The organism is Lapidilactobacillus luobeiensis (assembly GCF_024345205.1).
Taxonomy (GTDB): domain Bacteria; phylum Bacillota; class Bacilli; order Lactobacillales; family Lactobacillaceae; genus Lapidilactobacillus; species Lapidilactobacillus luobeiensis.
In genome coordinates this window covers 36,435-63,276 of sequence record NZ_BROC01000009.1, presented here as the reverse complement: position 1 = coordinate 63,276, position 26,842 = coordinate 36,435, and the positions used below count along the sequence as shown (strand labels likewise).

Below are 26,842 nucleotides of genomic sequence, written 5' to 3'. Positions count from 1 at the left end.
CCTTTGCGGATTGGCTTCAAACGATGCCCACTGCGTTCCAGCCACCACAAACGCCCTGAGACGGTTGCGTCACCACCAATCCCAACTACACCTGCAAGCAAGTCAGTAAATACAGAAATGACACTTTTCAAAGCAATTCAAAACATCGCCCGAGTCTTGCAAGTTCACCTACTTTTCACTACACTAAAATCAATAGTAAGACAAGGAGCACAAATCATGATCATTGGTATCGATGTGGGTACGACCAGCACCAAGGCGATCCTTATGGACAAAAACGAACAAATTTTAGCGACTGCTGAGCAAGGCTATCCTCTAAACCAGGCTCAACCAGGGCAAGCCGAGCAAGATCCACAAACTATTTGGCAGGCTGTCCAGGCGGTGATCGCAGATATTCAGCAACAGCTTCCTCACGCGGATACGATCACCGCGCTTAGTCTATCAACGGCGATGCATAGTTTGTTATTGTTGGACCAGCATTGGCAGCCCTTGACCCCGATCATCACCTGGGCGGACAATCGGGCCGCGGCGACCGTGGCTCAATTGCGAGCAGACCCGACTACGCCTGATTTCTATCAGCAGACGGGCACGCCTTTACATCCGATGACCCCACTGGCCAAACTGTTTTGGTTACAAGCGACGCAACCAGGATCATTACGTCAAACCGCTCACTTTGCAGATCTAAAAAGTTACTTGGTTTGGCAGTTGACCGGCGAATTCGTTCTCGACATAAATTTGGCCAGCGCTACTGGACTGGTCGCTTGGCGGACCGGTCAATGGTCTGAAACTATTTTGAAAAAATTAGCACTACCCAATAGCGCCTTACCGCGGATCGTTCCGATCACGACTACTTATCCGCTCAAGCCGCAAATGGCGACTACCTTAGCCTTGCCGTCAACGACTCGTTTGGTCTTAGGTGCCAGTGACGGTGCTTTGGCCAATATCGGGATCGGCGCTGTTCACCCTGACCAGATCGCCCTAACCATTGGGACCAGTGGCGCTGTTCGCGTGATCAGTGACCGACCACAACTGGCCCCGCAAGGCGAATCCTTCTGCTATCGGATCGATACCGAGCATTGGTTGCTGGGCGGTCCTGTCAATAATGGCGGGATCATTCTCCAATGGGCGTTGACGACCCTTTGTCCTGATCTCAAAAACACCAACGACCCGATCGCGGCCATGATCGCCTTAGCCGCACAAAGCCCGCTTGGCGCTCATGGTCTGATTTTTTTGCCTTACTTGAACGGTGAACGCGCACCGTTTTGGGATGGTAGCTTGAGTGGTCACTTTATTGGTTTACGCAGTCAACACACCCGCGCTGATCTCCTTCGCGCGATCTTAGAGGGGATCACCTTCAACTTGGCGGTCGTTACACAACAATTAAGTACCCTCGTTCCCGCTGCCAAAAAGGCCACCTTACTAGGAACAGGTGGTTTCGCTCGTTCACCGTTCTGGTGCCAATTGATCAGCGACGTTTTTGCCCGCGCCTTAGTGATCCCCGACCAGATCCAGGGCTCCGCGTTAGGCGCTGCTCGGGTGGCGCAACAGGCCCTCGACTCTACCCAGCCTTGGTGGCACGCACAACCACCCATTGCCTCAACGACCTATCAACCTAGTTCGGCCACGTCACAAATGTATCAACGCTTACTGCCGTTATGGTGGCAATTGGCCCAACGGTCTGCGCAGCCCGATCCAGATTTAGTGGCTTGGCAAACTTTGACCTCACAGTTTGGAGCTCTTTAATAGCATCCAGCCGACTTGTCTCACTGCACTCACTGGGTTTTTCCAGCGCGAGCCACTGCTGTAAGCTATCTTGCCGTGAATTATCGGAACCAACCCGTTTGTCCGTATTGGCTGCTCCGCTTCTTCCAGGTGCTTGAAAGTGACGATCACTTTCAGGTAAAAAGCGGTTCAGAGAGCGTTTACATTGCCGCTTTATAGGGATATAATAAGAATTGAGCAAGGTGATAGCCTGACGTTCAGTGCTTGGCGATCAGTGATCAGGATTATTTTTTCTTTATTGATACAATAGCCATCACACTAAGTTGGTTCCTTGATCGCGGGGGGATCCTTCGAAATAAGACGAGATCACTAAGTGTTTTTTTACGGGCGGTATTAAAAGGGGTGTGACTATCAGTGAAACTCGATCTAAAAAAGATCAGCTGGGGCGTGCTGATTTTAGGTTTAGTATTTTTCGGTCTATGGGCCAAGCAGGCCTGGTCCCCAAATGTAGACACAAAAAAGGTCGTGACCAGCGATAAGCAAGGGCAAGTCATTAACACTTCGCGTAGTGAGATGATTGCTACCCTGGTTCGCCAAGAACGACTCTCCGCGGAGCAAGCAGAAAAAAAGCTGTTCCCTAGAATGACTAATGGCGTCGTCAGCCTATCTGATCCAGCTATCAACACGGGCTATGCGATCATCACTGCAACGACCTATGCGCAAAAAGCGGTCAAGGATCTGAAGATCGGCACCATCTATTTCTACTGCACTACCAACCGATCTGACCCGCTCAAAACGATCAAGTCGATCCAATACGCCAGTTTTCAGCCGGCCAACACTAAAGCTTACGAAGGTACGGTGCAATATTTACTAGCCGGAGGCGACACAGTCCACTACACGTTAAACGGGCGCCTCTACGATCGTGGTCTCGTGTCACGCTCAGGCGGCAAAGTTGTTGCTAAAGGCGACGATCCCGTTTTCATCAATTACAGTCTTATTGAGAAGACTTTCCACTATCAAGACGTGTTAGAACATTACGATATCGCTCTTTAAGCAGAGTAGCTGGTGATTGTTGGATCATTAGCTACTTTTTGATTTGTTCCAGATATATTTTGAGCAGCTCTTTACTTTCTTCGTTCTAGGTCGGCTTGGCTTTTTGGGAAAATTATCTTACACTTGAACCAATTGATTAAATTTAAGCACAGGTCCACGTCAAACGACCTTGGCCCGAAACCGCCAAAATGCTAGCACTAGAAATGAGATATTATGGTAAAAAAACTCGGCATTCGTGAACTGATCGAATTCACTTTAAAATCAGGTGATTTGGTGCCGCAACCTTCCAGCAATCACACCGCGTTGGCAGGCGCGCGGATCCACCGCCGCTTGCAAAAACAAGCTGGGCCCGATTATCAAAAAGAAGTCCACTTGACTTATGAAACTGAATTAGATGGCACGGCCTATCTGATCGAAGGCCGCGCCGATGGTGTCGTGATCGATCCTGATTCCGGCGCTATTTTGGTGGACGAAATCAAGACGTCCGAACCGGCCTTCGCCGACTTGACCGCCGACGCCTTGACCCGCTATTGGGGCCAAGCCAAATTCTACGCTTGGCTATTGGCGGAGAAACAAGACGTGTCCACGGTCACTGTGCAACTGACCTATTTTCAGACGTTGACCGAAACGATCACCCGGGAACAGCAGGTTTGGTCGCGGACTGATTTACATGATTTTGTGACCAAGGTGCTGACAGAATACGAATATTGGCTCCAGCTCCGTTCCAAGTGGCGGGCACGGCGAAATGCGGCAGCCAATAACTTAGCATTTCCCTTTCCCGCCTTTCGTGAGCAACAACATCAATTCGCTGGCGTTGTTTATAAAACCATCGCCGCCCAGAAATTTCTTTTGGCCGAGGCGCCCACGGGAACAGGAAAAACCATCGCCACACTTTTCCCCACGGTCAAAACTTTCGGAACAGAACTGAGTGAGCGCATTTTCTACCTCACCGCCAAAACCAGCACCCGCCAAGTCGCTGAAGAAACTGTTCAATTGCTCAATGACCACGGCGCCCAACTGAAAAGCGTCACGATCACCGCCAAGGACAAAAGTTGCTTGATGGTCCAACAAGGTCTGGAACCGCAAAATTGTCCCAACCACGTGGGCTATTACGACCGCAACAAAGACGCCCTCAAGGACCTGTTCGCCCATGAAAACCGCTGGGACCACGCCACGATCGACCGCTACGCTGAGAAATACACGATTTGCCCCTTTGAATTCAGTCTCGATGCCAGTTTGTTCGCCGACGTGATCATCGGCGATTATAATTATCTCTTCGACCCCCAAGTTTACCTGCAACGTTTCTTCGCTGACCCTCAGCCTGGCAGCGTTTTTCTGATCGACGAAGCCCATAATCTGGTCAGCCGCAGCCGTGAAATGTACAGCAGTAGCCTTGATGAACAACTGATCAAGAATCTCAAAAAAGAAATCCGCGGTCACCAAAGCACGGCCGTGAAACAATTACGCCGCGCCCTGAAACCTTTGCAGGCCAGCTTCAAGACCCTGCAACAACTTTTCAGTGGCGCAACGCCAACGACCGCCGCATCAACAACGCCGACCACACCGGCAAAAGTTGAGCCTGTGCGGCCAGTTGCACTAGCACCAGCAAAAATCAGCCCTGTACAACTAGCAGACACTCAAACTATCTCGCCGCCGATTTCTGAAAAAGCTAAAGAACAGGAAACCGAGAATAGAACCGAAGCAACGATTGAAGCGGTCCCAGCCGCAAAAACTACAGCAAACGGCGAAACAAGCGATGTCGCAACCGTTGAAACCAGCGGCACCAACGCGTCTGAAAACAAATCCAAGAACGAACCTGAAAGCGAACCTGAAAAAGCACCGGAAAAACCACCGATCACCGTGCAACTGTTGACACAAAAATATGGCGGCAACAGCACACGCGGTGCGGCGCCTGACTTGGCGCTTTTAAGTGAGCCTGATGAGGACTTCATTGAGCTCCTATATCAATCTCTGGAGAAACTGGGGCTCTGGTTGCAAGACCATCAAGAGTCCGAGTTTCATGAATCAGTCTTGGACCTCTTTTTTGCGGTGAACACTTTTCTGAAAATTTACGACTTCTATGGCGAGAACTATCAAACGATCGTCACCACGACCCCGACTATAAAAATCACTTTGCGCTGTTTGGACGCCAGCGAATTTTTGCAAACCTCACTTCATAAAGGCGATGCAGCGATCCTTTTTTCGGCCACACTGACGCCACTTAGTTACTATCAAGAAACGCTGACCGCCGCGGATCCCGATAGCCTGATCTACCGGATCACCTCACCTTTTCCGCCGGAGAACCAAGGCCTGTGGATCACCAATTACGTGCAAACCACCTATCGCCAGCGCGAAAGCAACCTACCCCGAATCGTGGACACGCTGTTAGAAATGATCAACGCCCAGACCGGTAATTATCTTGTTTTCATGTCTTCCTACGGCTTCTTGCAACAAGTCGCCACTGCTTTCAGCCAAGCGACGCCTCACGTGAAAATCATTCAACAAGAAGCCGGCGCCAGTGAAAAAGTCCGGCAAGACTTTTTGGACGCTTTTACTCATGACCCTGACGAAACGCTGGTCGGTTTTGCCGTGCTCGGCGGCGCTTTCTCGGAAGGGATCGACCTGCAAGGTACCCGGCTGATCGGCGTGGCGATCGTCAGCGTTGGCCTCCCCGGGCTTAGTCTGGAAAACGACCTACTTCGGGATTATTATCAGGAGAAAAACGGTCAGGGCTTTGCCTACGCCTATCAACTTCCCGGCTTTAACAACGTGTTGCAAGCCAGTGGTCGCGTCATTCGTGGCATGGCGGATCGCGGAGTGATCTTGTTGATCGATCAGCGTTTTGCCAGTGGGCGTTACCGGCAGCTGTTTCCGCCACACTGGCAGCGCGCACAACTGGCTCGGTCGCCGCAGGAACTAGGCCTCAAGCTCGCTGACTTCTGGGTACGGCAAGCTTGATTAAAAGTAGGTTGGCCGCAGCTTGCGCTGCGAAATTCGGGGTGAGCTCGCTGTGGGCGCCGTTTTGAGCCAATCCGCAAAGTGCGCGGCTTGTCTCAAAATCAGGCCTTGTCCTAAGCGGTAAACCGCCAAGGACAATTTCACGGCGATCTCACCCCAAATTTCTCCGCTCCAGCCGCTCAACATTTTAACAGCCGTTTGAGCACTCACGCCATTTGGCAAGCTCTCATCAATTGATGGGGAACCACGCAATTGACGACCGTGGCTAGTGGTTACCAGCTTTAAATTGGTGACGCCAGTGCAGTCTGTCTGACAAACAGACTTAGTTCTTGGCGAATCAACTGAATCGGTCGGTTTTCGGTCAAAAACTGATTAGGAGAGCGGAACAACCGTTCATGCTACGTAAAATACAGCGGGTCATTTGCTCCAAATTAGTTGGCATTGCCGTACCACCCTAAAAGAGGGAATTGTTTGACCGCTTGCTTGCAAAAGCACTTTGTCAGATACCCAACTTTGATTGCAGATAGGCTCAATTCTGTTCAGCAACCGGCTGGGACTGCGCGGCTCAGTGGTGAAATTGTCCTTGGCGGCTTTGCCGCTTAGGACAAGGCTCGATTTTGAGACAAGCCGCGCTTTTTGCGGATTGGCTCAAAACGACGCCCACCACGTTCCAGTCCGCAACAGCAGTCCCAGCCGGTTGCGCTCACGCGCAATCCCCACCCACATCAGCCAGCAAACACAAAAAAACCGTCAAAATGCGACGGTTTTTTCAATCCAATCATTTCAATCAATCCAAGCGCCGCCAAAACGACCGTTGGAAATACCGTGACAACACCCCAGCGACGACCAGCAAGATCACCGCGGCGATCACATTCGCCCAAATCGGCTGCCACGTGACCGCAGACGCATAACCAACCACAGCTAAGGCGCCAAGGATCATACTGCCCCCTAAAACGAGCACTAAAGAGAAGTTGTCGCCACCACGACTGAACAGTTGGTTGATGTTGGTCCAGTCTGGCAAATGCAGCCGAAAATCACGAATGAAGTAATAATGACTCAAATAATAGGCGCCATAGACAACGCCGAGGAGCGTCATCACCAGTAGTAATGGCGGAATGTGGACCACGAAGGCGGCGATCAGGGCCACCACCGCGCCCATTAATGCCTGGATCAGAAAACCAAGGCGGAATTTCTCCCGCAGATAACGATTCAGGGACAGTGGTAAGGCTTGGACGAATTCATAGTTTTGCTTATCCAATGAAATCAAGTTGGCGACGAAAGAAACTTTGTCGGTGATCAGCGCCGCTAGGACAATCCCACCCACGAAGAAAACGCCAAACCAAGGATAAAATGACAGCCGACTTAAGTTGATGCGGCCGCCCAGACCAAAGGACATCAAGAAAATCAGTGGTGCCATCAAGGTCGTCGAAATAACCTGCATGATCAAATTGGGTTCTTTTAACAATTGGCGATTATAAAAGCCTAATAGTGGCCGCAAACCACTGGGAAGTCGGTGTTTGCGCGTGCCCCCACCCATATCGGTGTTGGACTGGGTCAATTGCGTGAACAGATCCGGCAAGATCCATTGACGGATCACCAGCAGCAAGATTCCTAAGAGCACCACGAAAATGCCTAAACCCAATAAACCCGCGCCGCTGAATGGTTGGTCGAGCAAATGATATAAGGGCATGAAGATCTGGAGCGGTTTCGTATCGATGGTGTTCGCGCCGGCGGAACTAGACTTCATATTGGTGAAGAAAATCCCCACCATCATAAAGATCATGGTCAAGCCCAGCAACAAACTGGTGGCTGTTTTCTTATGTTGCTGGAAGAACTTGGTCTTGGTCAAGCCAAAGACGACCAAGCTCGACGCTGCCAAGACGACCGCCGTGAACAGAATAAAGACGACCAGGGCCAACAGGACGGCCAAGGGGATCATGATCCCCGCGCGCCAGCTGAGCATGAAGAAAATAATCACCATTGGCAGAATGAACGGGATCACCCCGATCAAAACGACGATGATTTTAGCGAGGAAAATTTCTAAATTACGCAAAGGTAGCGGCAAATAGCCTGGCAGATCCGCGCCTTCGAAGAAGATATTATAAATCGCGCTGATGGCTTGGGTCACCCCCATCAACACAAATAAGGCCACGTAATAAGTGAAGATCCCGGGAAACTTGTGGAAGTCCAGACTCAACATCAAAAAGCCATAAATCAAAATGAAAATCAATCCAGATGAGATGTACTGATTCAGCAAGCTTTTGGTCAGCCGCTTCCCCGCTTTCCCTTTCTTCCGCAGCTTATCGGTGACTTGGGGACTGATCAGGCGCAAATTGACCTGGGTCAGGACGCTGAGTTGGCGTTTATTCATGTTGCTCACCATTCAGGTCTTCCACCAAATGCCCTTCCGCCGACTGCCGCCCAACCATCTGCAAGTAGATTGTCTCCAAGGACTCTTGCGGATGGGCCGCCAACAGGTCCGCCACCGAACCCTGATAGATCAGCTCGCCTTGCTTCAAGATCGCCAATTCATCACATAATTGTTGGGCCGTATCCAAAACGTGGGTCGAGAAAATCACGGTCTTGCCCTTGGCCGCATGTGCCTTCATCATCTCTTTCAAATCGAACGCCGCCTGAGGATCCAACCCTTGCAAAGGCTCATCCAACACCCAAATGTCGGGATCCGGCAACAAAGCGCCAATAATGATCGTTTTCTGGCGCATCCCATGAGAGAAACTGGCCAGCGTTTCGTCCTGATGTTCCGCCATCTCGAACAGATCCAGCAATTCCTGCCGCCGTTCCGCTACTGCCTCGTCTTCCAAGGAATAAGCGGCGATGATCAAACTCCAATATTCGTTGGCCGTTAATTGCATGAAAATATCCGGAATATCCGGGACGTAAGCAATCTTCTCTTTGACCGCGTGCCGCTGGGTCGCCAGATCCAACCCGTCCACCGTGATCGTCCCACTGGTCGGCTCAATAATACTGACCAAACTTTTCAACGTGGTCGATTTACCAGCGCCATTGTGCCCTAAGAAGCCGAAGATCGCGCCCGACTTGATCTTCAACGTCAATTCATTCAACGCCACTTTATCGCCGTATGTTTTCGTAACTTTATCAAACTGAATCATTGATTTTCCTCCCCTAAACTCAGGTAATAATTCAAGTATACCAATAACACTGACGCCTTGCGACTGCTTCAGCAATTATTTATGAAATAACTCGGTCAAGGAAAACTAATGATATCAGGTTTCTAATTGATCATGATCGTCCTCCTGAACAAAAACCAGTCACTGTCACTAAGCAAGGCGTCCAACTACTGTTCTCGGCCCACAAAAAACAGAGTGCGAGCCACTCCGGGTAGCTCCCGAGCATTAGCCTAGCAATTGCTTTGGAAGCTGAACTTTGCTTCCGAAACAATTGCTAGGCTAAGTACAGGGAACTGGGGCGGTGAGCCCGTTTCAAAAAAGAGAGTGCTGCACGCAACGGGTTGACTTCGAGCATTAACCTAGTCAGGATTTTGGAAGCGGGTTCTGCTTCCGGAAGCCTGACGTAGTTAAGCGGAAAAGTCAGTTGCGTGTAGCACGTTTCAAAAAAATCGACGACCGTTTAGCGATCATCGACTTTGTATTACTTTTGTATTGATTCATCCTAACCGATACGACGGCTGACTGAAACGCTGACGGCATCGCTACATTGAACCGTCAGCACTAACGAGCTCAACACTCAATCACTAACACTTGTTCTTGATACTGGATCCGTAGCTGGCCTGCCTGTAACGTCACAGTCGGGACCGTGGTAACTGGCGCCACGCCGCCGTAATGAGCGCTGAGCAACACTTGTTCCCCCGCCGTCATTTCACCACTGGCGCCTAGATACAAACTATTGGGGAAAAGCAGATTAGTATTCGGTTCCGTAAAAATCGGCGTAACTTCATGATAACCCTGATAAGCCACGCTGGCAGTCACGCCAATGGTCGAGTGAAAACTAAGACCCTGTTTGATTTGATCAAACTGATAATCACTTTCATGACCATTCTTTATTTTGTTCGAAAAACCACCGTCCACATACTTAAGCGCGCGCTGCGATTGGATCCGATGATAACGAATATGCCAGGGTCCTAGGGGGACCACGATCGATTCGATCAGCACTTCCGGCAACGGTGACCAGCGATGTTTGATCCGCTGGGCGTTGACGTCATAAGCAAGTTCAGCCTGTTTGCTGACAAAATTCTCCGTTCCGACTTCGGCGACCGCTAAACAATTGTCACCAGCGAACTGGGCGATTCCATCGTTGCCGCGGGATACGCTAAAGCCAAAGTCAGCGGAATAAACTAATTTACTATATTTTTCCCCACAATGGAGCTGACCGGTTAATTGATCCGCCGGGTAAAGTTGTGTATTCAGGTCTTGTTGATGAGTCACGATCATTTTCGCCGGCGCGATCAATTCTTGATCATGCAACCCCAATTTCGGCGCTGTTTGCGCTTGCCAGAATGGGTGCTGCGGAGCGGTGGCCAAAACGATCATCGTCTTGAACCCCCAATAAGGTGAGCCCGGACCATTATAATGCTCGGTCATCTCAAAATTCTCATAACCATAGCCCAAACTCAAGATCCCATCACTTTTTTGGATCGGCCGTTGCGACCAATCCGTCAAATTTCCCAGTAAAAGTGTGCGCATCTCCGCCCAAGGGACCGCCTCAACATTCGCGAAAACACACGCGGACCAAAAGGCGCTTTGGGCGAAACGATAGATCAAACTACGTCCAAACGCCACCGCGACCCCATGGCGATCAAACCAATACTTGAATGAACGCGCGAACGCGATCGCCCGCTGACGATAACGCTTTGCCCGCTGAGGATCTTCCTGACCCATGTAATGAGCGTATAACAAGCCATAATAATGAAAGGCCCAAGGAATATAGTAATCTTGTTGATGGGGATTCCCATCAAAATACCAACCATCTTTAAGATAAAAAGTATCCAACAAGTTTTGATCCGCCGTCATTTTTTCCTGATCAACAGGCAACCCTAATTTCAAGAAAGCCACGTTGACCAACACACGGAAAAAGCGCCAATTATTGGGATGGACCTGCACCTGATTGATTTGATCCAGCCAGCGATAAATGTTCTGTTGATCGCGCGGCGCCAATCGATCCCAAAATTGCGCTTTGGTTTCGATCAAAGTAACCGCCAGTGGCGTCATTTCAACCAGCAGTTGATCAAAGTCTTGCACCTTGCCCCAATAAGCCGGGTCAGCAGGATCAACACTATGGACGATCGCGTCAGCATAAAAATCCCAATCCGCCGCGCTGACCAAATGTTGCCCTGCCAAAGGACCGATTGCCCAAAGCTGGCGTAAAAAAGCCTCGATCTGGATCTGATTCTCGTCATAATGGGTCGCCGTGGTGCCAAAATCGAACCGACCATTATGGGGACGCCGATACTTCCGTGTTGCTGTATTTAATTTCTCAAAATAATCATAAAGTGCTGTCCGACTATCGATCACCACAATGATAACTCCTTCGATAATAATCTTAGTATGCCTTCGACAAAATAATAATCACCGTAGATCAGTGGCAAATGCGTCTCTTGCTTTTTTTGATAAGAATGGCTGGAATGGGTCACTAAGCCATCGTGCTGCGGGTCATAGTCGACCCAATTCGCTTCCGTCGCCTGCAATAAGGCAATGGCGGCATTGCGATACAACGGCGCCTCTTCAGCGGCGACCCAAGCTGCGATCTCCAACAAACCGCAAGCCGCGCAAGTACCCGCGCTGGCATCATACTTTGTTTTATCATATGGCGCCGAAAAGTCAACCACAACTCATTTCATTTTCTTTCGCTGTGTTGCGGGCGGTATCCCTAATGATAAGCGATATTTCGTGACTGTTCGACGTGCAATAGCAAAACCTTGTTCTGATAACATATTAGTAAGCTTCTGATCGCTCATAGGATTATTTTTATCTTCATGATCAACCATGGACTTTAAATGTGCTTTTAGGCCAGCAACCGAGAGTCGCGAATTTATATCATTGTGTTGGCTATATCTTGCAAAAAAGAATTTTAATGGGAAAACTCCTCGATCCGTGTCGATGTACTTACCGTTTATTGCTCGGCTGATTGTTGATTCACTTAACTGCAGTGTCTGGGCAACATCTCGAAGTAATAGTGGTTCAAGTATTTCACTTTGATGTGCCAAGAACGGAAGTTGTCGTTTAACGATCTCCCCAGCAACGAGAGTTAATGTTTGTTGTCGACGCTCTAGGTTATACTGAATTTCTTGATACTGTACCCTTTTTTCTTTCAAATAGACTTGAACATCTAAATCCACTGATTGGCTAAGTTGGTCAAAATCCATTTGATTAAAAATCACTTCTGGTTGCCCGCGTCGTAAAATATGCAGACTAAATTTTTTCCCAACTATTCTGATTTTTAATTCCGGCAAAATATATGGTACTTCTCGAGCACCAATCTGCATTCCAGGGCTAGCGGATAGTGTTCTTAGATATGTTAAAATATGCCTCCACTCTTCCTCGGTCAGTTTCATCTTTTCTTGAATTTCATTAAAGCGATGGTGCTCAAGCAAATCAAAATATTCCTTTAGCACAATAATACTTTGTTTCGCACTAGTACTCTCATCAGATTCTGCTTGATAAAGCAAACAGTCGCGTAAGTTGCAGGCCCCTATCCCTGGTGGATCTAAATGCCTCAATAATTCTTTTGCATCTGCTAAAGCAATATTTGATATCTTTAACTGCCGCACGATTTCACTATCCGTCATTGTTATATACCCATTGGCATCAAGTGTTTCAATCAAGAAAATAACGATTTTCCGTAACGGTGTATCACGCATTGTTAAAGACACTTGATCCAGTAGGTAATCATAAAAGGATTGATAATGATCGGCGATTTGAAATGTCGCTTCTGAGAAAGTGAGATTCTTACTCGGAACAGCCAGATTTGAACGCACATCAACAAAAGGATTATCCAAGCATAATTCACGTAAATAATCTGTTAAATCCAGTGTATCTAACTGCAACATTAGAATCGATTGTCTCATATTTTGCGTTAGCGCTAATTTTTGACTTTGAACCTGCCCTAGATTCAACGTTTGTCCAAAATTCATTCTTCTGACTCCTTTCCCTTATACCAATCTATAAGCAAAAAGTGTGCCAAGCCTAAACTGGCACATTTCTTGCTTATAGTTTATTTGAAAATATGATTAATAGAGGCGGATCAAAATGACACTTACTTTAATGCTGTGCAGTCACAAAGCTACTTTATCCCAAAACACTGGAGAAAAACAAACCTATCTTACCTATTTGCATCAGTTTGCCCAAGGTGATTTTTTCCAAGTTCAGACTGATCATTTGCCCGCATTTGTTTGGGTTCAACTTGATGTCAGTTTGCGCCCAGCACTCATTTATTTGACCAAACAGAATTGGATTTTCTCGATTCCTTTCAATCAAGAACGCGAATGGCCTTACCCCGTCAGTGCTTTTTCGGGTCGTCGTCACTATGCCACTATTCGTTATGCTACTACTCAGGAGATACAATTATCCAGAAACTTAGCCGAGAATAGTCACGACCTAAAACAAGCAACGGGGAGTTATCCCCACGCCACTGCCAATGCCGAAACAAGAGGTGAATTGGTATTTCAAGCTCGCAATGCTATTGATGGCTTCATTGCGAATACTAGCCATGGTTCCTTCCCGTTCCAGTCATGGGGAATTGACCAACGAGCCGATGCCGAATTCAAGCTCGATTTCGGTCGACCTATCCATCTTGAACAAATCATACTGATTTTACGGGCGGACTACCCCCATGATAGTTATTGGTCGACCGTTCATCTCAAGCTATCCACTCAACATACTTTTATCTTAAAACTCAAAAAAACCGTACGACCTCAAAAATTTACGATTGCCACTGACAACGTAGAATGGCTGATTCTTAAAAATCTACATAAAGAATTGGACAACTCTGCTTTCCCTGCGTTGACCGAAATCCAGACATTTGGTCATGATCAAATAAATGTTTGATTCTACTTCATATTATTGACTCACAACATTTTCCATTATTCACAATAATCAAAATACGCAAAATCAGCATACCGTTGATGTTCGGCCATATCCTGACAACAGATTCCAACCATTGCACCAGTAAAGGCCAGCTTACCATGATCCTTGATGAAATCATCACTCAAATGATCGGCCGAATATCGCATACCGATTTGTTGCCACTCTGACGTAGCAGTTTGATAAAAATATTGGGCCTGCTCATGATCTACTTCGACCGCCAACCCTATCAATTCATCGTCAGGAAGATATACTTTCTCAGACAAATACCGAAATTGATTGATTTCGGCATTTTCTATTTGTAAGTATCGGCAGTGCAAAACCTCATCATAAGACAAATATAAATAGCACCAATTATCGGTGTCATAAAACAAAACAAGGCCTGCCATTTGCTGAAAGTTAAGAGGGTTGAATTGAACTTTAGTTTCTGCTCTAAAGGAGAAATTCTGCCAACGACGTGCGATCAATGACTGTTCAAACTGACTTGACAAGCTTTCATTTCCAAATAAACGTAAATATCCGGCCTTAGCTGACAGCGAGCCACGCTTTCCTAATGGATATCGTAAAGTTTTGAAATATTTGGGTAAACTAGGCTGTGTGAAATCACACCTAGTTGTATAATCCTTTTTCTGAATGATTTTCTCTTCTGACGATCCAATCAAGACTGTAGCACTAGGCAAATGGCTATTATCAAGCAAATGGGGCCAGGCGTTCTCGTCCCAACTGATTGGAGCAATTGCCGTCTCACGACCCAGAGGACAATTTCCATGAACCCGCAATGGACGCGCGCACAAAAAGGCAATATACCAACCCTGATCAGGCCCTTGAACAACACTTGCATGCCCACACTTCTGCAAAGGCCAATCATCATGATACTTAGTTGAGATAAGTGGTTGATATGGTGATAGTGAAAATGGTCCAAATATGTTTTTACTCCGTGCAACTGTTTCTGCATGGCTATAACCAGTTCCACCAGCCGCACACCACAAATAATACCAACCATCCTTCTTAACTATTTGTGGACCTTCACAGACTCCTAAATCAGAGCCGGAAAAAATCTTTTTTCTAACTCCGATCAGTGTCAGTGTGTTTCCATTGAATTCTTGAATAACAACACCACTAAACCCTGGCTGATCCAAGCGATGATCAAATAGCATATTCAAAAAATAATGATGTCCGTTCTCGTGAAAAATCGATGGATCAAAACCGCTAGCATTGATAAAGTGTGGCCGTGTCCATGGCCCGGTTATTTTTGAACTAGTTATCACAAAATTTAATGTGTCTTTAAAACATGTAGCACTCTTAACCAAAGTAAATGTTAGCCAAAATTTCTGATCCGCAAAACTTAAATTTGGTGCCCAGATCCCCCCCGAATTATAAACACCACGTAAATCAATCAATGATTCATCATCAAGTGGTTCATTGACCAATGCCCAATTGATCAAGTCCTTCGAGTGATAGATCTCTAGCCCAGGCCACCACTCAAAAGTCGATGTTGCTAAGTAAAAGTCGTCGCCTACCCTTAAGATACTGGGATCCGGATTAAATCCGGGTAATACTGGATTCTGTACAACATTATTAATCAATTTACTTGCCCTCCAAATGGTATTTCGACCCAAGGTATTCTTAAATCTCGCCCATTGGTCTCAATCGGTAAAATACTATATCCAGAACTTCTGAGGTCATCAGGGTGCCAATGATCAAGCATTAAATATGAATGTTGATCAACTTCTAGAACATACGTTGGTTGTCCATCATAGGTTGTCTTTCGACCAACTCCCTGACAGGGGTTATCGATTAATTTTTGCCCCGACAATAAAAAATGTGAGCGTGAGAAAAGCGCTGGATTTGGGTGCCACCCCGTACAGCCAGACGTAATCATGAAGAACCAGTCGTCATGTTGAAAGATAGTTGGTGCTTCTCGCTCTTGATCAACAAAGGCCTTAGTCATGAAACCTGTGGTATTCAGATAATCTTCTGTCAGTTCACTAAAGTAAATCGTCTTATTCATATCCGAGCTGTGAATCAAATATGCTTTTTTTTCATTTTGAAATAGGGTCATATCTCGGCTTTCTTTACCGTTCGGCCGCAGAATATCGACAACTTTGAAAGGTCCAGTCGGACAATCCGCGATAGCAACACAACAACCTGCAAAATGATAAGCAGCGTCATCAAAATGACACCACATAACAAACATTTGTGTTTGGCGATTAAAAACAACCTTAGGCCGTTCAACAACACTGGTTCGATTTATTCGGCCTTCTAAATCACTATTTTCATTCAGGACCAGTCCTTCATAGTGCCAAACCTTCAAATCCGATGACGAATAACACGAAATCCCCACGAAAGGAACCTGTCGCTGATTGTGCCCAAAATTGCTAGCATCTTTGTTCTCACCATACCAATAATATCGACCTTGGGATTCAAGAATCATGCCACCATGTGCCTGAATAGGTCGCTCAAGATCATCAAACCAAATATGTCCATTCTGATTCACGATATACTCACTCCTGATAAAAAAAGGCTGTGTCCACAACTCAGACACAGCACTTTTTCAATTATTTTAAGCGCCAGTAATACCAAGAAATGTCAAAGCAAATCCCAAAAGTACAACAGCGATCAACACTTTTACTGGGCTAACATTTTTCCGTAATAATACAAAACAAGCAACAGCAAGTGCTAAAGGCAACATCGATGGAAGAATTTGATCTAGCACTTTCTGTAATTCAAAAGTCGTCCCATTGATCTTAGTTTTAAAGATAACAGGGACTTTTACTAATGTTGCGATCATCCCACCAACGACCGTAACTCCCACGATTGAAGATGCCTTAGTAAACATTCCCATTAGGCCATCTTCAACTGCCTTACTAATATACTGACTACCGATTTTGTAACCATATTTTTGTCCATACCAACGGATCAACAAGTTAGGTAATAACGCGACCAGTGGCAAAATAGCTACAACTAAGTTTCCTTGCTTAGCAAAGCTAATAGCAATCCCCATAATAATCAGTGCCCAAACACCAGAGAAGAAAGTATCACCAATACCTGCTAAAGGTCCCATCAAACCAATCTTCATACCACTGATCCCAGCAGTATCAAATGAACCCTTGGGCGCCTTAGCATTCTCCTCTTCCATTGAAACAGCCAGTCCAGAAACAGTCCCAACCATATTTGGTGTTGTATTAAAGAACTCCATGTTTCTTTTCATTGCTTCCCAATATTGGTCGTCATCTTTATAAATATCACGATAGATTGGCGCATGGATCCAATCCCAAGCAACACCTTGCTGTCGAGTATAACTCATATCAAAACCTAGAAACATATTTCGCCAAAAAAGACGCTTAGTTAACTTTTTTTCACGATCCGTTAATTTCAATTTAGTCATTGAAGAAGTCCTCCTCATCGTTTCCAGAACTCGATTTTTGCACAGTACTTCTACTATGTTTGACTTCATTGATTTGCTTATCAATGAAGAAAGTGATCAGACCAAAGACAACACCAAAAATACTGATTGCCATAATCGGCAGTTTTAAATAGGCAGCGAACAGAAAACCCGCTAAGAAAAATGGCAGGAAACTAATATTCCAAACATATTTCAGTAGCATTCCCATCCCCACAGCTGGTAACATGCCTGCAGCAACTGTTAGTCCTGTTAGGAACGGTTTAGGAATGCTAGTAACAAACGCTTTGACCCCATTTGTTCCCAAGAGGATTGCGCAAAAGGCTAGCGCAAAATATGCTAATAAATAAACACCGATCTGAATCCACCAAAGGCGGTTAAACTTACTCATATTACGTTCATCGATATATTTATCAAAAATTTCTACGTTTGCAGTAAACCAAAACTTCAATAAGTTCCAAACAACAACGGCCAGCATTGAAATTGGCACTGCTAAGGCCACAGCTACAGCCGGCTTCTGATTCAGAATAAGAGCGAACGCAACACCTAAAGTTCCACCAACAGCCGTATCTTGTGGTAAAACGGCACCAATTTGCATAACACCATAAAAAGCTAGTTCAACGGCTGCACCGAGGATAAGGGCCTGAGCAGGGTCTTTACCTAAAAGTAACGCTAATAAAATATAGGTGATAAAAGGCATCAACTGTGCAAATGAGCCATATGCATTGATCCATTTACCGAATGCCATGACAAGACCGACAACAAGAGCTTGGTATAACAACATGGATACTACTCCCCTTTCAGCAGATCAATAAACTTCTTAGGATTATCATTGGGTAACGGTTGATAAACCAAATTAGCATTGATTGCCGCAACTTTTTTAACTGCTATAATTTCCTGATCAGTCAAATACACTGTTTCCGTTAATTTCTGCTTACTTTTGAGATTCCCATTGATTCGACCGACATTAGCTATATCCAGTTTGGGCCTGACGGGAATATTTTCAGTTAACGCTAATAAATCATCAACATTATTGACTACAATCAGGATTTTAAGTTTCTCTGACCGTGGATCTGTAACTAAATCAATAGCTTTTGCGACTGACACAGTTGCTACTTTAATACCCGTCGGCGCCGCTAATAATAAAGCGTTCTTTTGAATTTCACTTGTAGCAACTTGATCATTTGCTACGATGATCCGATTGATCTGTAATTCCTTAGACCATAGTAATGCCACTTGCCCATGGATCAATCGATCATCCACACGAATCATTTCAATCATTTTTAAATTCCTCCAAAATAATAGCGTTGTGCTACTTAAAAAAATGCTCCTTTCTAAAGAATTGTTCCATTTTATTATAAGCAACTATTGTGCCAGCGTTTACAATCCTTAATCTAGCGCCTTTCTGTTGAATTTAATTTTAAAAGAATATAGTGTTTAGGTAAGTAATAACAGTGTGCAATCACATTTCATATTTCTTCAATAACCAGCGCTGCGCAAAGAAATCCTTTTGTGGACGAGCTAAAGGTAACCCCACCGCCATTAAATAATCTCCAGAATAAATAAGGCCAGTATTTAGATCTATAAATCTCTGCTCTTGTGAGAGCCCAACTAATAGTTGGCGTTTCGGTACAGTATTAGGCTTCACCAAAATATCAATATGATCAACCACAATTAATTCCTGATCACTTTTCATCCAAGCATATTCGTTCATCAAATCGTAAACTGGCAATTGGGCCAGCTTTCCAAATTGTAGCGTTTTTCGTAATTGTTTATATTGGTCTATCTCTCGTTTAATTTGTACCAGCTCATTTTGGCTCAGTATACTTAGATTCAACTCAAGTCCTAAACTCCCTTGTTGAGCAACAATCGCGCGAGTTTTCAGAGGAGTGATTCGTCCGACTTGTTGGTTTGGAATCATCGAGATATGCCCACTGACCGCTACCGGCGGATAAACTAGCATCGTGCCTTGTTGAATATTTAATCGGGCAATCGCATCAGTATCATCTGATGCCCAGATTTGTGTGTTGAATGCTAACATCCCTGGATCAAACCGGCCACCACCACCGGCGCATCCTTCCATTAATAAGTTAGGATATTTTTTTAAAGTTACTGTAAGGACTCGATATAGTCCCAAAATATACCGATGTTCGATTTCTGTTTGTCTAGTATGATCAAAATGACCACTAAAAACATCAGTAATATTTCGATTCATATCCCATTTTAGGTAATCAATTTTATTTTCTGATAAAAGATTATCTAGTGTTTCAATTAAAAAATCCTGAACTTGTGGATTACTCAAATCAAGCACATATTGATGTCTAGTCAATTGTGGTAGATGCTGACCATCTTTAAGAATCCAATCAGGATGCCGTTGAAAGAGGATACTTTTCGGTGAAATCATTTCCGGTTCAATCCAAAGCCCAAATTTTAAACCAATTTCATTGATTTCTTTGATTAGAGCGGATAATTTGCCTCCCAGTTTTTGCTCATTTGGCTGCCAATCGCCCAGTGAAGTCGTAGTATCACTTCTTTGCCCAAACCATCCATCATCCATTACGAACATTTCTACACCGATTCGCTGTGCTTTTTTCGCTAAGGTTATAATTTGATCATGATCAAAATCAAAGAACATAGCCTCCCAACTATTTAAAACAACAGGACGTGGCTGTTTGCTGAGCGGCTCTCGCATTAACTTGTCTAAGTAAAAACAATGATAGCGTTGACTTAATAAATTTAGACCTTGGTTTGAATAAATAAGTGTTGCTTCAGGAGTTGCAAATTCTTCACCTGGTCCTAATCGCCATGAAAAATCAAATGGATTCAGTCCGATTTGTATCCTAGTATTCTGATGCATGTCTACTTCGGCTTCGGCGATAAAATTACCGCTATATACCAGGCTTGCGCCTAAGACCGCGCCTTGATTCCAATTTGCTCCAGATGTAGCCAAAGCAATAAATGGATTTTGACCATGACCGCTGGCTCCTCGCTTACTATCAACTCCTTGAAATCCTTGATGCAGATCTGTATATCCTAGGTTGTTTTCACGTGACCATGCACCTGTCAAGGTCAGCAGTTGATACCGATCATCCATTAAATCCCAACTAAATGAATAGGCACGCTCAATTTGGAAATTTTTCGACCCGATATTACGAATCACAACATGTTGGGTGAAAACATCATATTGGTAATAAGCAGAAATAAAAATAGTAACCTCAACACCCACAACAATATCTACTAGCTTGATGGCATAGGTCTCCGAGTCTCGGTCATCACGACTGCTGGGTAGGCCTGATATTCTTACCTTTTGAGCCGTTTTTTTTGCTTCTACAAACCTCAAGTCAGTTGTAATGCTTCCCACTTCATCACGGATTATCAACGCGGGCGATCTGAAATCAGTATTTCCAAAAGTAGGATACATTTGAGGAAATTGTTCCAAGCGAAAATCTGTTACACCATCAGTGTCCGCCAGGTAACTTGCTTTTGCCATTGCTGTAAAACGTTGGCGAAAGGATGGTTTTGAAGGTAATTTATCACCAAAATACAAAGAAACAATATTCCCGCTACCCAAAACACCAATTGTCATTTGGCAATGTTGCGTGCAGAAATCAAACTGTTGGACAACTTCTCGATAATCATTTACCATTTCTGCTACCATATTAAAAAGTCACTGCTCAACAGTCCAAGTAACGCTTCAATAAAATAAAAATCAGAGTAAATCAGTTTAACATTATGATTGTTATCGTGGTAAGCCCCCGCTCCCCCTTTAACAATACCATCAGTATTTGGATCTAGATCCAAATACTCCGAAGCTACTGCCTTAATGATACGAAAGCCCGCTTGGTAGTAAAAATCACGTTCATACTTTGGAACCTGTCTGGCTATTTCGAGCAAACCACACGCCGCACATAGTCCGGCAGAGGTGTCAAACAAGCGCGGATGTTGGGGCGCCCGAAAATCGACTAAAGGAATATAATTGGTTTCTACGATATTAGCAATAAAATAATTAGCAACTCGTTTTGCTGTATTTAAATAATCGTTATTTTTTGTATGTCGATAGCTTAATGCGAAGCCATAAATTGCCCAAGCCTGTCCTCTTGACCAAGATGATCCTGTTTCATACCCTTGGCCTCCGAGCGTTTCTAGTAATTGTCCCGTATTAGGATCAAAGACTCCAATATGAGCAACCGATCCATCCGGCCGCACCAGATTATTCATCACTGTATCAGCATGGTCTGTCGCGATAAACTTAAATCTAGGATCGTTCAATTCTTGCGCTGCCCAGTACAATATCGAGATATTCATCATACTATCGATAATAACCCAGCCTGCCCGATCATGATTCCAAGAGCGAATGAATTTACCCCGTGGATTATAACGCCCAGCTAATAAGGTTGCTGCATGTAATCCTCTGGCCTGAGAGCGTTCATTGTCCGTTAAACGATAGTCAGCAACAGCTGAAAGTTGCCACATAAAACCAACATCATGATGAAGACCGATAAATTTATCAAAAGCGCTATCCAAGCGCATCTCACATTTCTCGGCACATTGCCTAAATATTTCATCATGAGTTTGTTGGTAAAGAAGCCACAACAAACCTGGCCAAAATCCATTTGTCCACCAAACAATATCTTTTTTCCCCATATCACTATACTGACCTTCCACAGGAATATATGGGATTTGATCATCCAAACGTGAAATCTCAGCTTTTATTTTTGTTATGACTTGCTGTAATAGGGTCTGCGCTAATTCTTTCTCATTATCCATCTTGCTCACTCCTTATGATTTTGTTTCAAAAAAATCATCATTCTGCCCAACAATCTGTAGTCTACCCTCCGCTGGTTGTAAGACTGCAAGCTGCGCCTGATCAACTAACCGTTTGAGCGATTCGCTTGACAAAGTTTCCGAATTCATTACCAAAGAAAGTACTATTGGTAAATTAACACCAGTGATAACAAAAATATTTTTTTGGTCATGAACCTGCAGTAACACTTCCTGCGAAACACTTCCACCAATAATATCTGTTAAAATCACACCAGTTGTCCCCTCAAGCTGTTTAATGAATTTAGTGATACCTTGTTTCAAATCATTCTCATCAATATAAGCATCGATCACATCCAACTTATCTTGTAAACCTGTTAATATTTCAATTGAGCTCTTAATCCCACTAGCCATACCACCATGTGTAGCCACTAAAATCTGTTTCATTTATAGATCCTCACTTTTCCAAAAGTCAATCATCATAATTATAAGCAAATATCGTGCCAATAATAGTGACCAACTAAAAAGCGATGCCGGTTCTTCAACCAATCATCGCCTTTTAAAATATTATTGACGCACACTAAACTGACAATCAATCGATTTATTTCGTGATATCAAATATATATTTGAATAATTCATAGAGTAAAGAAAGCTCATAGTCATTGATTGCAATATTATACTTCAATTCCAATGGCCTAAAAATTCCTTTCGCGATTCCAAAAAAATCTTTTTTACTAGTCGCGGTAATTGGCATAGTTAATGAATCCTGCTTAGTACTGACACCTGTCATCAAGCGTTCGACCATTAATGAGATATGCATATAAAGATTCAGCTTGATTTTACCATCGATTTTTATATGGTAATAGTTCTCAAATTTAAAAATCACGGTTTCGACTTCTTGAATAATAACTGCCGGATTTAAAAACGATAGTCGTTCTGTTACTCCTTCAATCGATAAAAATCTAACGATTTCATTGTATAGACCGTCAAAATCCTTGGCAGATAACGTACCATTTATTTTCTCTCTGAGTAATGCTTCGCCACCTGCATCAAGTAGATCATAAATATTGATATGATCGATTGCAAAAGAATCCGGTAGATTTGTTGTTGTAATCACCAGTAGCGTTGATTCAAAACCGCTAATTTCATTAGCCTTAATATTTTGTTGTAGATTAGCGAAATCCATTGTAATAATACTGATATTATTACCCAGCCACTGTTGAAAGATTCCTTTTAGCTTCTCTGAGATACCCAGTCCGGACATACAAGAAATCACAATATTCTTTTGATTAGAAAATCCTTCAAAATACTGAGTAGAAATCTGATAGTCTTGACTAGCGTGTTCAGCAATCTGTGTGAAAGGTAATCGTTCTTGAATTTTCAAAGCCACGTCTAAGGCAATCGCCGTCGTCAAATTGTTAACTACGAGCAAGTCACCGCTTAGATTATTCTTGATTTTCCGATAGAGTTGGCCCAGTGATCCCATATCGACTAATAGAATAAATCCACTAGAAGTGTCAAAGTCATGGATTCTCTGAATGGCCTCTTTTGATATTTCTTCAATCGTTGTATCAATCGGCATATCGATTGCATCAACTAAGTATGTGCCACATAACTGGTTAACGACTGCTTGGATACTTGTTGCGGTATGGCTGCCATGAGCAACCATCAAGCAACGCAATGGCAATTTTTCATTGATTTCATCCGCAATACAACAAGCTAAAATCAACTTTAACGCTATTTGACTGTTCTGATCAATCACTGCTAAATGCTGATAAAAATATGATGTAACTTGCAATGATCTCGAATAATTATTTTGAAGTCGATCCAACAATTGTTGGCATAGTTTTTTATCTAAAACAAAATGCGTCTGATATAATTTGAAAAAAGCGTTCTCATAAGCGGTAGCGGCCTTCAATCCAAATTTCTGACAAATAATGTGAACAAATTCTCTTTGATGCAACTGATGCAAAACATCATCTGTTTGAAATGAATCTTGCTGCTGGTCTTGATCCCAATGTTGAATGAGATTACGAATCTCACCTATCCAATCACGTTCATCTTGATCTGTGCTAACTAAAACCCTCTGAATTGATTCCTTCAATTCAGAGAACAATGGTAAATCAGCATTATTCTGTACTATTGCTGTATCGATCTTCAGCTTAAACTCATTTGAGATAATACGTTCATATCGACTCTTTGGTACATTTAACTCCAAATCAAAATCCGTTAAGTCTATAGTTAAAACCTGCTGACTCTTTGAGACCCCAGCAAAATTCTTCGCACACGCTACTTTAATCATATTTTTTAGAGTACCAATATTCCCGATAGGATCAACATCTAACAAATATTTAACTGCTGCTGGTTGAATAATAATTCGATGTCGTAAACGCTTTGCTTCTTGCTCAAAAAGATAGCGAATAAATCGTAACCGCTCATCGATAGGACGCTTAACATATGCGGTTAAAGAGATTGTTATCGGTACCCGTCGTGCAAAAGTATTTAAGAATGTTATTTTCGGATCCTCAGTTGTTGCGAAGATAAAGCGAACATTTGAGCATGAATCGGACTGATTTTCCCCGATCGGTCGAAATTTGCCCGTATCTAAGAACGTAAACAATTTTTCTTGATTCTCTCCGGATAAACGGTGCACCTCATCAAGAAATAGAAAGCCACCATTAGCCGTTGCAAGAAGCCCGCTTTTAGAAGTTACTGCACCAGTAAACGCCCCTTTCACATAGCCAAACAGAATCGAAGATAATAATTCAGGATTGTTGGCATAATCTGCACAATTTAAAACCTTGAAAGGGGCAGTGGAAGTGACCCAATTATTGTTCTGAGCATATTGATAAATCTTTTTTGCCAAAAAGGTCTTCCCGACCCCACTTGGTCCAGTTATCATCAGATTAAGACCGCCATGGGGGTACTTGACCGCGGCGATACATTGTCGGATATTCTCTTTCTGACTTCCTTGGACACCGACGATTTCTTTAAATGCTGTTAGATCACCAAAATCATTTTCCTCTGTATTCTTCTCGCTAATTACATACCAAATAACTGGTCGGCCATTAGATTTTTGAATTCTCTTTTCTGCGAGTAGTTGAGATAAATAATGACTAGTTACTGAACGACTCAACTCTAACTTTTGAGCAATTACTTGAGTAGTCACATTTTTTGACCCATCATTCAATAATTCAGCTAATGCTTGATAGACACGTTCTTTTGAGGTCATTACACTTACAACTTTCTTTTCAGATATAGTTTTTCGCCAAAACGAGCATAACATTTTATCAAATAGACTTCAAGACAGTGTTTAAGCGTTTGCCTTTCCACTAGTGTTCAATTCATTAAACACTATTTCGATAGCTCGACCAGTTTTTGCTAATTAAAAAGCCATGACCTTCTCAGGCCATAGCTCCTTATTACATTTAATGATACGAGTTCTAATTCGTTTGCAACGCGATATTGATCATGTCGTTGAAGGAAGTTTGCCGCTCTTCCGCAGTCGTCTCCTCACCGGTGATCAAATGGTTGCTGACCGTGAAGACGCCCAGCGCGCGGCGTTTGAACTTCGCCGCCAAGAGATACAACGCTGGCGTTTCCATCTCGGTCGCTAAAACGCCGTAATCGATCAGTTTGGGCATGTCGATCTCGTCATTGTAGAACCGATCCTCGCCTAAAACATTGCCGACATGATAACGAATGCCATCTTGTTTCGCTACCGCCACTGCTTTAGCTAACAGCTCATAATCCGCCACTGGGGCAAAATTGATGCTAGGACCAAAGGTATTATTAACAATGGCGGAGTCGGTCGAAGCCGCTTGGGCCATCACCACGTCGCGGATCTTGACATCTGGGCCTAAACCACCAGCAGTGCCGACGCGAATCAGCGTTTGAACATCGTAAAATTGGATCAATTCGTTCACATAGATCGAAATCGAGGGAATCCCCATCCCCGTCGACTGAACTGAGACCCGCTCGCCGCGATACAGGCCGGTATAGCCAAAAGCGTTCCGAATCTCGTTATAAAGATGGATATCAGTCAGAAAATTCTCGGCAATATATTTTGCGCGCAAAGGATCACCTGGCAGTAAAACTTTTTCAGCGATCGCACCTTTTTCGGCGCCAATATGTGTACTCATGTTTTTTCCTCCGTTATCGTGTATTGTTTATCATCCGCTTGGTATTGCTTAAACTGTCTTGAAAGTAGATTGTACGCAGCCTGCGCTGCGCGTGGCGTTGGTGGTTGGCAAGTGTAGTGGGGCTCCAGGTCGGGCTGGGGGTGGTGGACCGCTGCGGGCACGATTTTGAGCTTTTCGGAAACCCATCGAAAATCTCAAAACTCGGCCTTATTCTAGGCGGCAAAGCCGCCAAGAATAATATCGCGGCTGACTCACCCCCAGCCCGACCTTCCGCCAACAAGCAAACGATCCACCAACGCCACGCTCCGCTCCAGCCGCTCAACGTTATCATAGTCGTTTGAGCACTCACGCCAATTGGCAAGCTCTGGCAAATTGATGAGGAGCCACGCAATCAACGAACGTGTTTAGTGGTCACCAGCTTTAAATTGGTAACACCAGTACAGTCTAGCTGATGAACTACGCAAGTTCTTGATGAATCAGCTGAATTGGTCGATTTCCAACCCAAGTCCGCTTAAGTAAGTGAGATAAAGTTGGCGGCACTATCCGAAACGTACCGACCCACTGATCCAAATCAGTTGGCATTGCCGTACCACTCCAAAAGAGGGCGATTGTTTGACCTCAATCTTGAAAAAACGCTTCGTCAAATCCTTCGCCTTGATTGCAGATCAGCTCAATTCTGCCTAGCAACCGCCTCAGGACGTGTGGCTCAGCGGTGAGATTATTCTTAG

19 protein-coding genes are annotated in these 26,842 nt (G+C 44.3%); 4 read left to right on the top strand and 15 right to left on the bottom strand.

What is annotated here, in order from left to right; genetic code table 11:
* Window positions 1-216 precede the first annotated feature (216 nt).
* The 3 genes from OCU21_RS04725 (at window position 217) to OCU21_RS04715 (ending at window position 5,730) form a co-directional block, all read left to right on the top strand.
* Entirely contained in the window at window positions 217-1,740 is a 1,524-nt protein-coding gene (locus OCU21_RS04725; protein WP_261806314.1) for a gluconokinase, read from the top strand.
* 393 nt (window positions 1,741-2,133) lie between these two features.
* Window positions 2,134-2,772 carry a hypothetical protein gene (locus tag OCU21_RS04720; RefSeq protein WP_261806313.1) on the top strand — a complete coding sequence of 213 codons (639 nt, stop codon included), beginning with the start codon at window positions 2,134-2,136 and terminating at the stop codon, window positions 2,770-2,772.
* Window positions 2,773-2,985: 213 nt separating this feature from the next.
* Window positions 2,986-5,730, top strand: coding sequence for a helicase C-terminal domain-containing protein (locus OCU21_RS04715; protein ID WP_261806312.1), 2,745 nt, complete (start codon window positions 2,986-2,988; stop codon window positions 5,728-5,730).
* Between the two features lie 787 nt (window positions 5,731-6,517).
* On the opposite strand, the gene OCU21_RS04710 is transcribed toward OCU21_RS04715, so the two are convergent.
* The 5 genes from OCU21_RS04710 to rpoN form a co-directional block, all read right to left on the bottom strand.
* Window positions 6,518-8,113 carry an ABC transporter gene (locus tag OCU21_RS04710; RefSeq protein WP_261806311.1) on the bottom strand — a complete coding sequence of 532 codons (1,596 nt, stop codon included), beginning with the start codon at window positions 8,111-8,113 and terminating at the stop codon, window positions 6,518-6,520.
* Window positions 8,094-8,861: an ABC transporter ATP-binding protein gene (locus OCU21_RS04705; protein ID WP_261806310.1), complete on the bottom strand. Its 768-nt coding sequence runs from the start codon at window positions 8,859-8,861 to the stop codon at window positions 8,094-8,096. The genes OCU21_RS04710 and OCU21_RS04705 overlap by 20 nt, the downstream gene beginning before the upstream one ends.
* A gap of 588 nt (window positions 8,862-9,449) precedes the next feature.
* Entirely contained in the window at window positions 9,450-11,243 is a 1,794-nt protein-coding gene (locus OCU21_RS04700) for a DUF2264 domain-containing protein (protein WP_261806309.1), read from the bottom strand.
* Window positions 11,237-11,554: a hypothetical protein gene (locus OCU21_RS04695; RefSeq protein WP_261806308.1), complete on the bottom strand. Its 318-nt coding sequence runs from the start codon at window positions 11,552-11,554 to the stop codon at window positions 11,237-11,239. Before OCU21_RS04695 ends, OCU21_RS04700 begins: the two co-directional genes overlap by 7 nt.
* 3 nt (window positions 11,555-11,557) lie before the next feature.
* Window positions 11,558-12,859, bottom strand: a complete 1,302-nt coding sequence (gene rpoN / locus OCU21_RS04690; protein ID WP_261806307.1) for an RNA polymerase factor sigma-54 — start codon at window positions 12,857-12,859, stop codon at window positions 11,558-11,560.
* Between the two features lie 115 nt (window positions 12,860-12,974).
* Here rpoN and OCU21_RS04685 point away from each other — a divergent pair, with 115 nt between their 5' ends.
* Window positions 12,975-13,772: a hypothetical protein gene (locus OCU21_RS04685; RefSeq protein WP_261806306.1), complete on the top strand. Its 798-nt coding sequence runs from the start codon at window positions 12,975-12,977 to the stop codon at window positions 13,770-13,772.
* 35 nt (window positions 13,773-13,807) lie between these two features.
* Here the strand turns inward: OCU21_RS04685 and OCU21_RS04680 are convergent, their stop codons facing one another.
* The 10 genes from OCU21_RS04680 to deoD all read right to left on the bottom strand — a co-directional run bounded on the left by OCU21_RS04680 (window position 13,808) and on the right by deoD (window position 26,114).
* Window positions 13,808-15,394 carry a glycoside hydrolase family 43 protein gene (locus tag OCU21_RS04680; RefSeq protein ID WP_261806305.1) on the bottom strand — a complete coding sequence of 529 codons (1,587 nt, stop codon included), beginning with the start codon at window positions 15,392-15,394 and terminating at the stop codon, window positions 13,808-13,810.
* Entirely contained in the window at window positions 15,391-16,305 is a 915-nt protein-coding gene (locus tag OCU21_RS04675) for a glycoside hydrolase family 43 protein (protein ID WP_261806304.1), read from the bottom strand. The genes OCU21_RS04680 and OCU21_RS04675 overlap by 4 nt, the downstream gene beginning before the upstream one ends.
* A 66-nt stretch (window positions 16,306-16,371) precedes the next feature.
* Window positions 16,372-17,196: a PTS system mannose/fructose/sorbose family transporter subunit IID gene (locus tag OCU21_RS04670; RefSeq protein WP_261806303.1), complete on the bottom strand. Its 825-nt coding sequence runs from the start codon at window positions 17,194-17,196 to the stop codon at window positions 16,372-16,374.
* A complete protein-coding gene (locus OCU21_RS04665) occupies window positions 17,189-17,995 on the bottom strand; it encodes a PTS mannose/fructose/sorbose/N-acetylgalactosamine transporter subunit IIC (RefSeq protein ID WP_261806302.1) in 807 nt (268 codons plus the stop codon). The genes OCU21_RS04670 and OCU21_RS04665 overlap by 8 nt, the downstream gene beginning before the upstream one ends.
* Window positions 17,996-18,000: 5 nt before the next feature.
* Window positions 18,001-18,492 (bottom strand): PTS sugar transporter subunit IIB, encoded by a 492-nt coding sequence (locus tag OCU21_RS04660; protein WP_261806301.1) that lies wholly within the window; start codon window positions 18,490-18,492, stop codon window positions 18,001-18,003.
* 181 nt (window positions 18,493-18,673) lie between these two features.
* Window positions 18,674-20,869, bottom strand: a complete 2,196-nt coding sequence (locus tag OCU21_RS04655) for an alpha-galactosidase (protein ID WP_261806300.1) — start codon at window positions 20,867-20,869, stop codon at window positions 18,674-18,676.
* A complete protein-coding gene (locus OCU21_RS04650) occupies window positions 20,863-21,978 on the bottom strand; it encodes a glycoside hydrolase family 88 protein (RefSeq protein ID WP_261806299.1) in 1,116 nt (371 codons plus the stop codon). The genes OCU21_RS04655 and OCU21_RS04650 overlap by 7 nt, the downstream gene beginning before the upstream one ends.
* 12 nt (window positions 21,979-21,990) lie before the next feature.
* A complete protein-coding gene (locus OCU21_RS04645) occupies window positions 21,991-22,419 on the bottom strand; it encodes a PTS sugar transporter subunit IIA (RefSeq protein WP_261806298.1) in 429 nt (142 codons plus the stop codon).
* 154 nt (window positions 22,420-22,573) lie between these two features.
* On the bottom strand, window positions 22,574-25,204 hold the full coding sequence (locus tag OCU21_RS04640) for a sigma 54-interacting transcriptional regulator (protein ID WP_261806297.1): 2,631 nt from the start codon (window positions 25,202-25,204) through the stop codon (window positions 22,574-22,576).
* 211 nt (window positions 25,205-25,415) lie between these two features.
* Window positions 25,416-26,114 carry a purine-nucleoside phosphorylase gene (gene deoD / locus OCU21_RS04635; RefSeq protein ID WP_125600415.1) on the bottom strand — a complete coding sequence of 233 codons (699 nt, stop codon included), beginning with the start codon at window positions 26,112-26,114 and terminating at the stop codon, window positions 25,416-25,418.
* Window positions 26,115-26,842: the final 728 nt, after the last annotated feature.

Excerpts from the sequence above, each read along its gene's own strand:
- OCU21_RS04645 (WP_261806298.1), bottom strand. The coding sequence starts at position 22,419 with ATGAAACAGATTTTAGTGGCTACACATGGTGGTATGGCTAGTGGGATT.
- OCU21_RS04640 (WP_261806297.1), bottom strand. The coding sequence starts at position 25,204 with ATGACCTCAAAAGAACGTGTCTATCAAGCATTAGCTGAATTATTGAAT.
- deoD (WP_125600415.1), bottom strand. The coding sequence starts at position 26,114 with ATGAGTACACATATTGGCGCCGAAAAAGGTGCGATCGCTGAAAAAGTT.
- OCU21_RS04655 (WP_261806300.1), bottom strand. The coding sequence starts at position 20,869 with ATGGTAGCAGAAATGGTAAATGATTATCGAGAAGTTGTCCAACAGTTT.
- OCU21_RS04710 (WP_261806311.1), bottom strand. The coding sequence starts at position 8,113 with ATGGTGAGCAACATGAATAAACGCCAACTCAGCGTCCTGACCCAGGTC.
- OCU21_RS04705 (WP_261806310.1), bottom strand. The coding sequence starts at position 8,861 with ATGATTCAGTTTGATAAAGTTACGAAAACATACGGCGATAAAGTGGCG.
- OCU21_RS04670 (WP_261806303.1), bottom strand. The coding sequence starts at position 17,196 with ATGACTAAATTGAAATTAACGGATCGTGAAAAAAAGTTAACTAAGCGT.
- OCU21_RS04685 (WP_261806306.1), top strand. The coding sequence starts at position 12,975 with ATGACACTTACTTTAATGCTGTGCAGTCACAAAGCTACTTTATCCCAA.
- OCU21_RS04660 (WP_261806301.1), bottom strand. The coding sequence starts at position 18,492 with ATGATTGAAATGATTCGTGTGGATGATCGATTGATCCATGGGCAAGTG.
- OCU21_RS04715 (WP_261806312.1), top strand. The coding sequence starts at position 2,986 with ATGGTAAAAAAACTCGGCATTCGTGAACTGATCGAATTCACTTTAAAA.
- OCU21_RS04665 (WP_261806302.1), bottom strand. The coding sequence starts at position 17,995 with ATGTTGTTATACCAAGCTCTTGTTGTCGGTCTTGTCATGGCATTCGGT.
- rpoN (WP_261806307.1), bottom strand. The coding sequence starts at position 12,859 with ATGAATTTTGGACAAACGTTGAATCTAGGGCAGGTTCAAAGTCAAAAA.
- OCU21_RS04725 (WP_261806314.1), top strand. The coding sequence starts at position 217 with ATGATCATTGGTATCGATGTGGGTACGACCAGCACCAAGGCGATCCTT.
- OCU21_RS04650 (WP_261806299.1), bottom strand. The coding sequence starts at position 21,978 with ATGGATAATGAGAAAGAATTAGCGCAGACCCTATTACAGCAAGTCATA.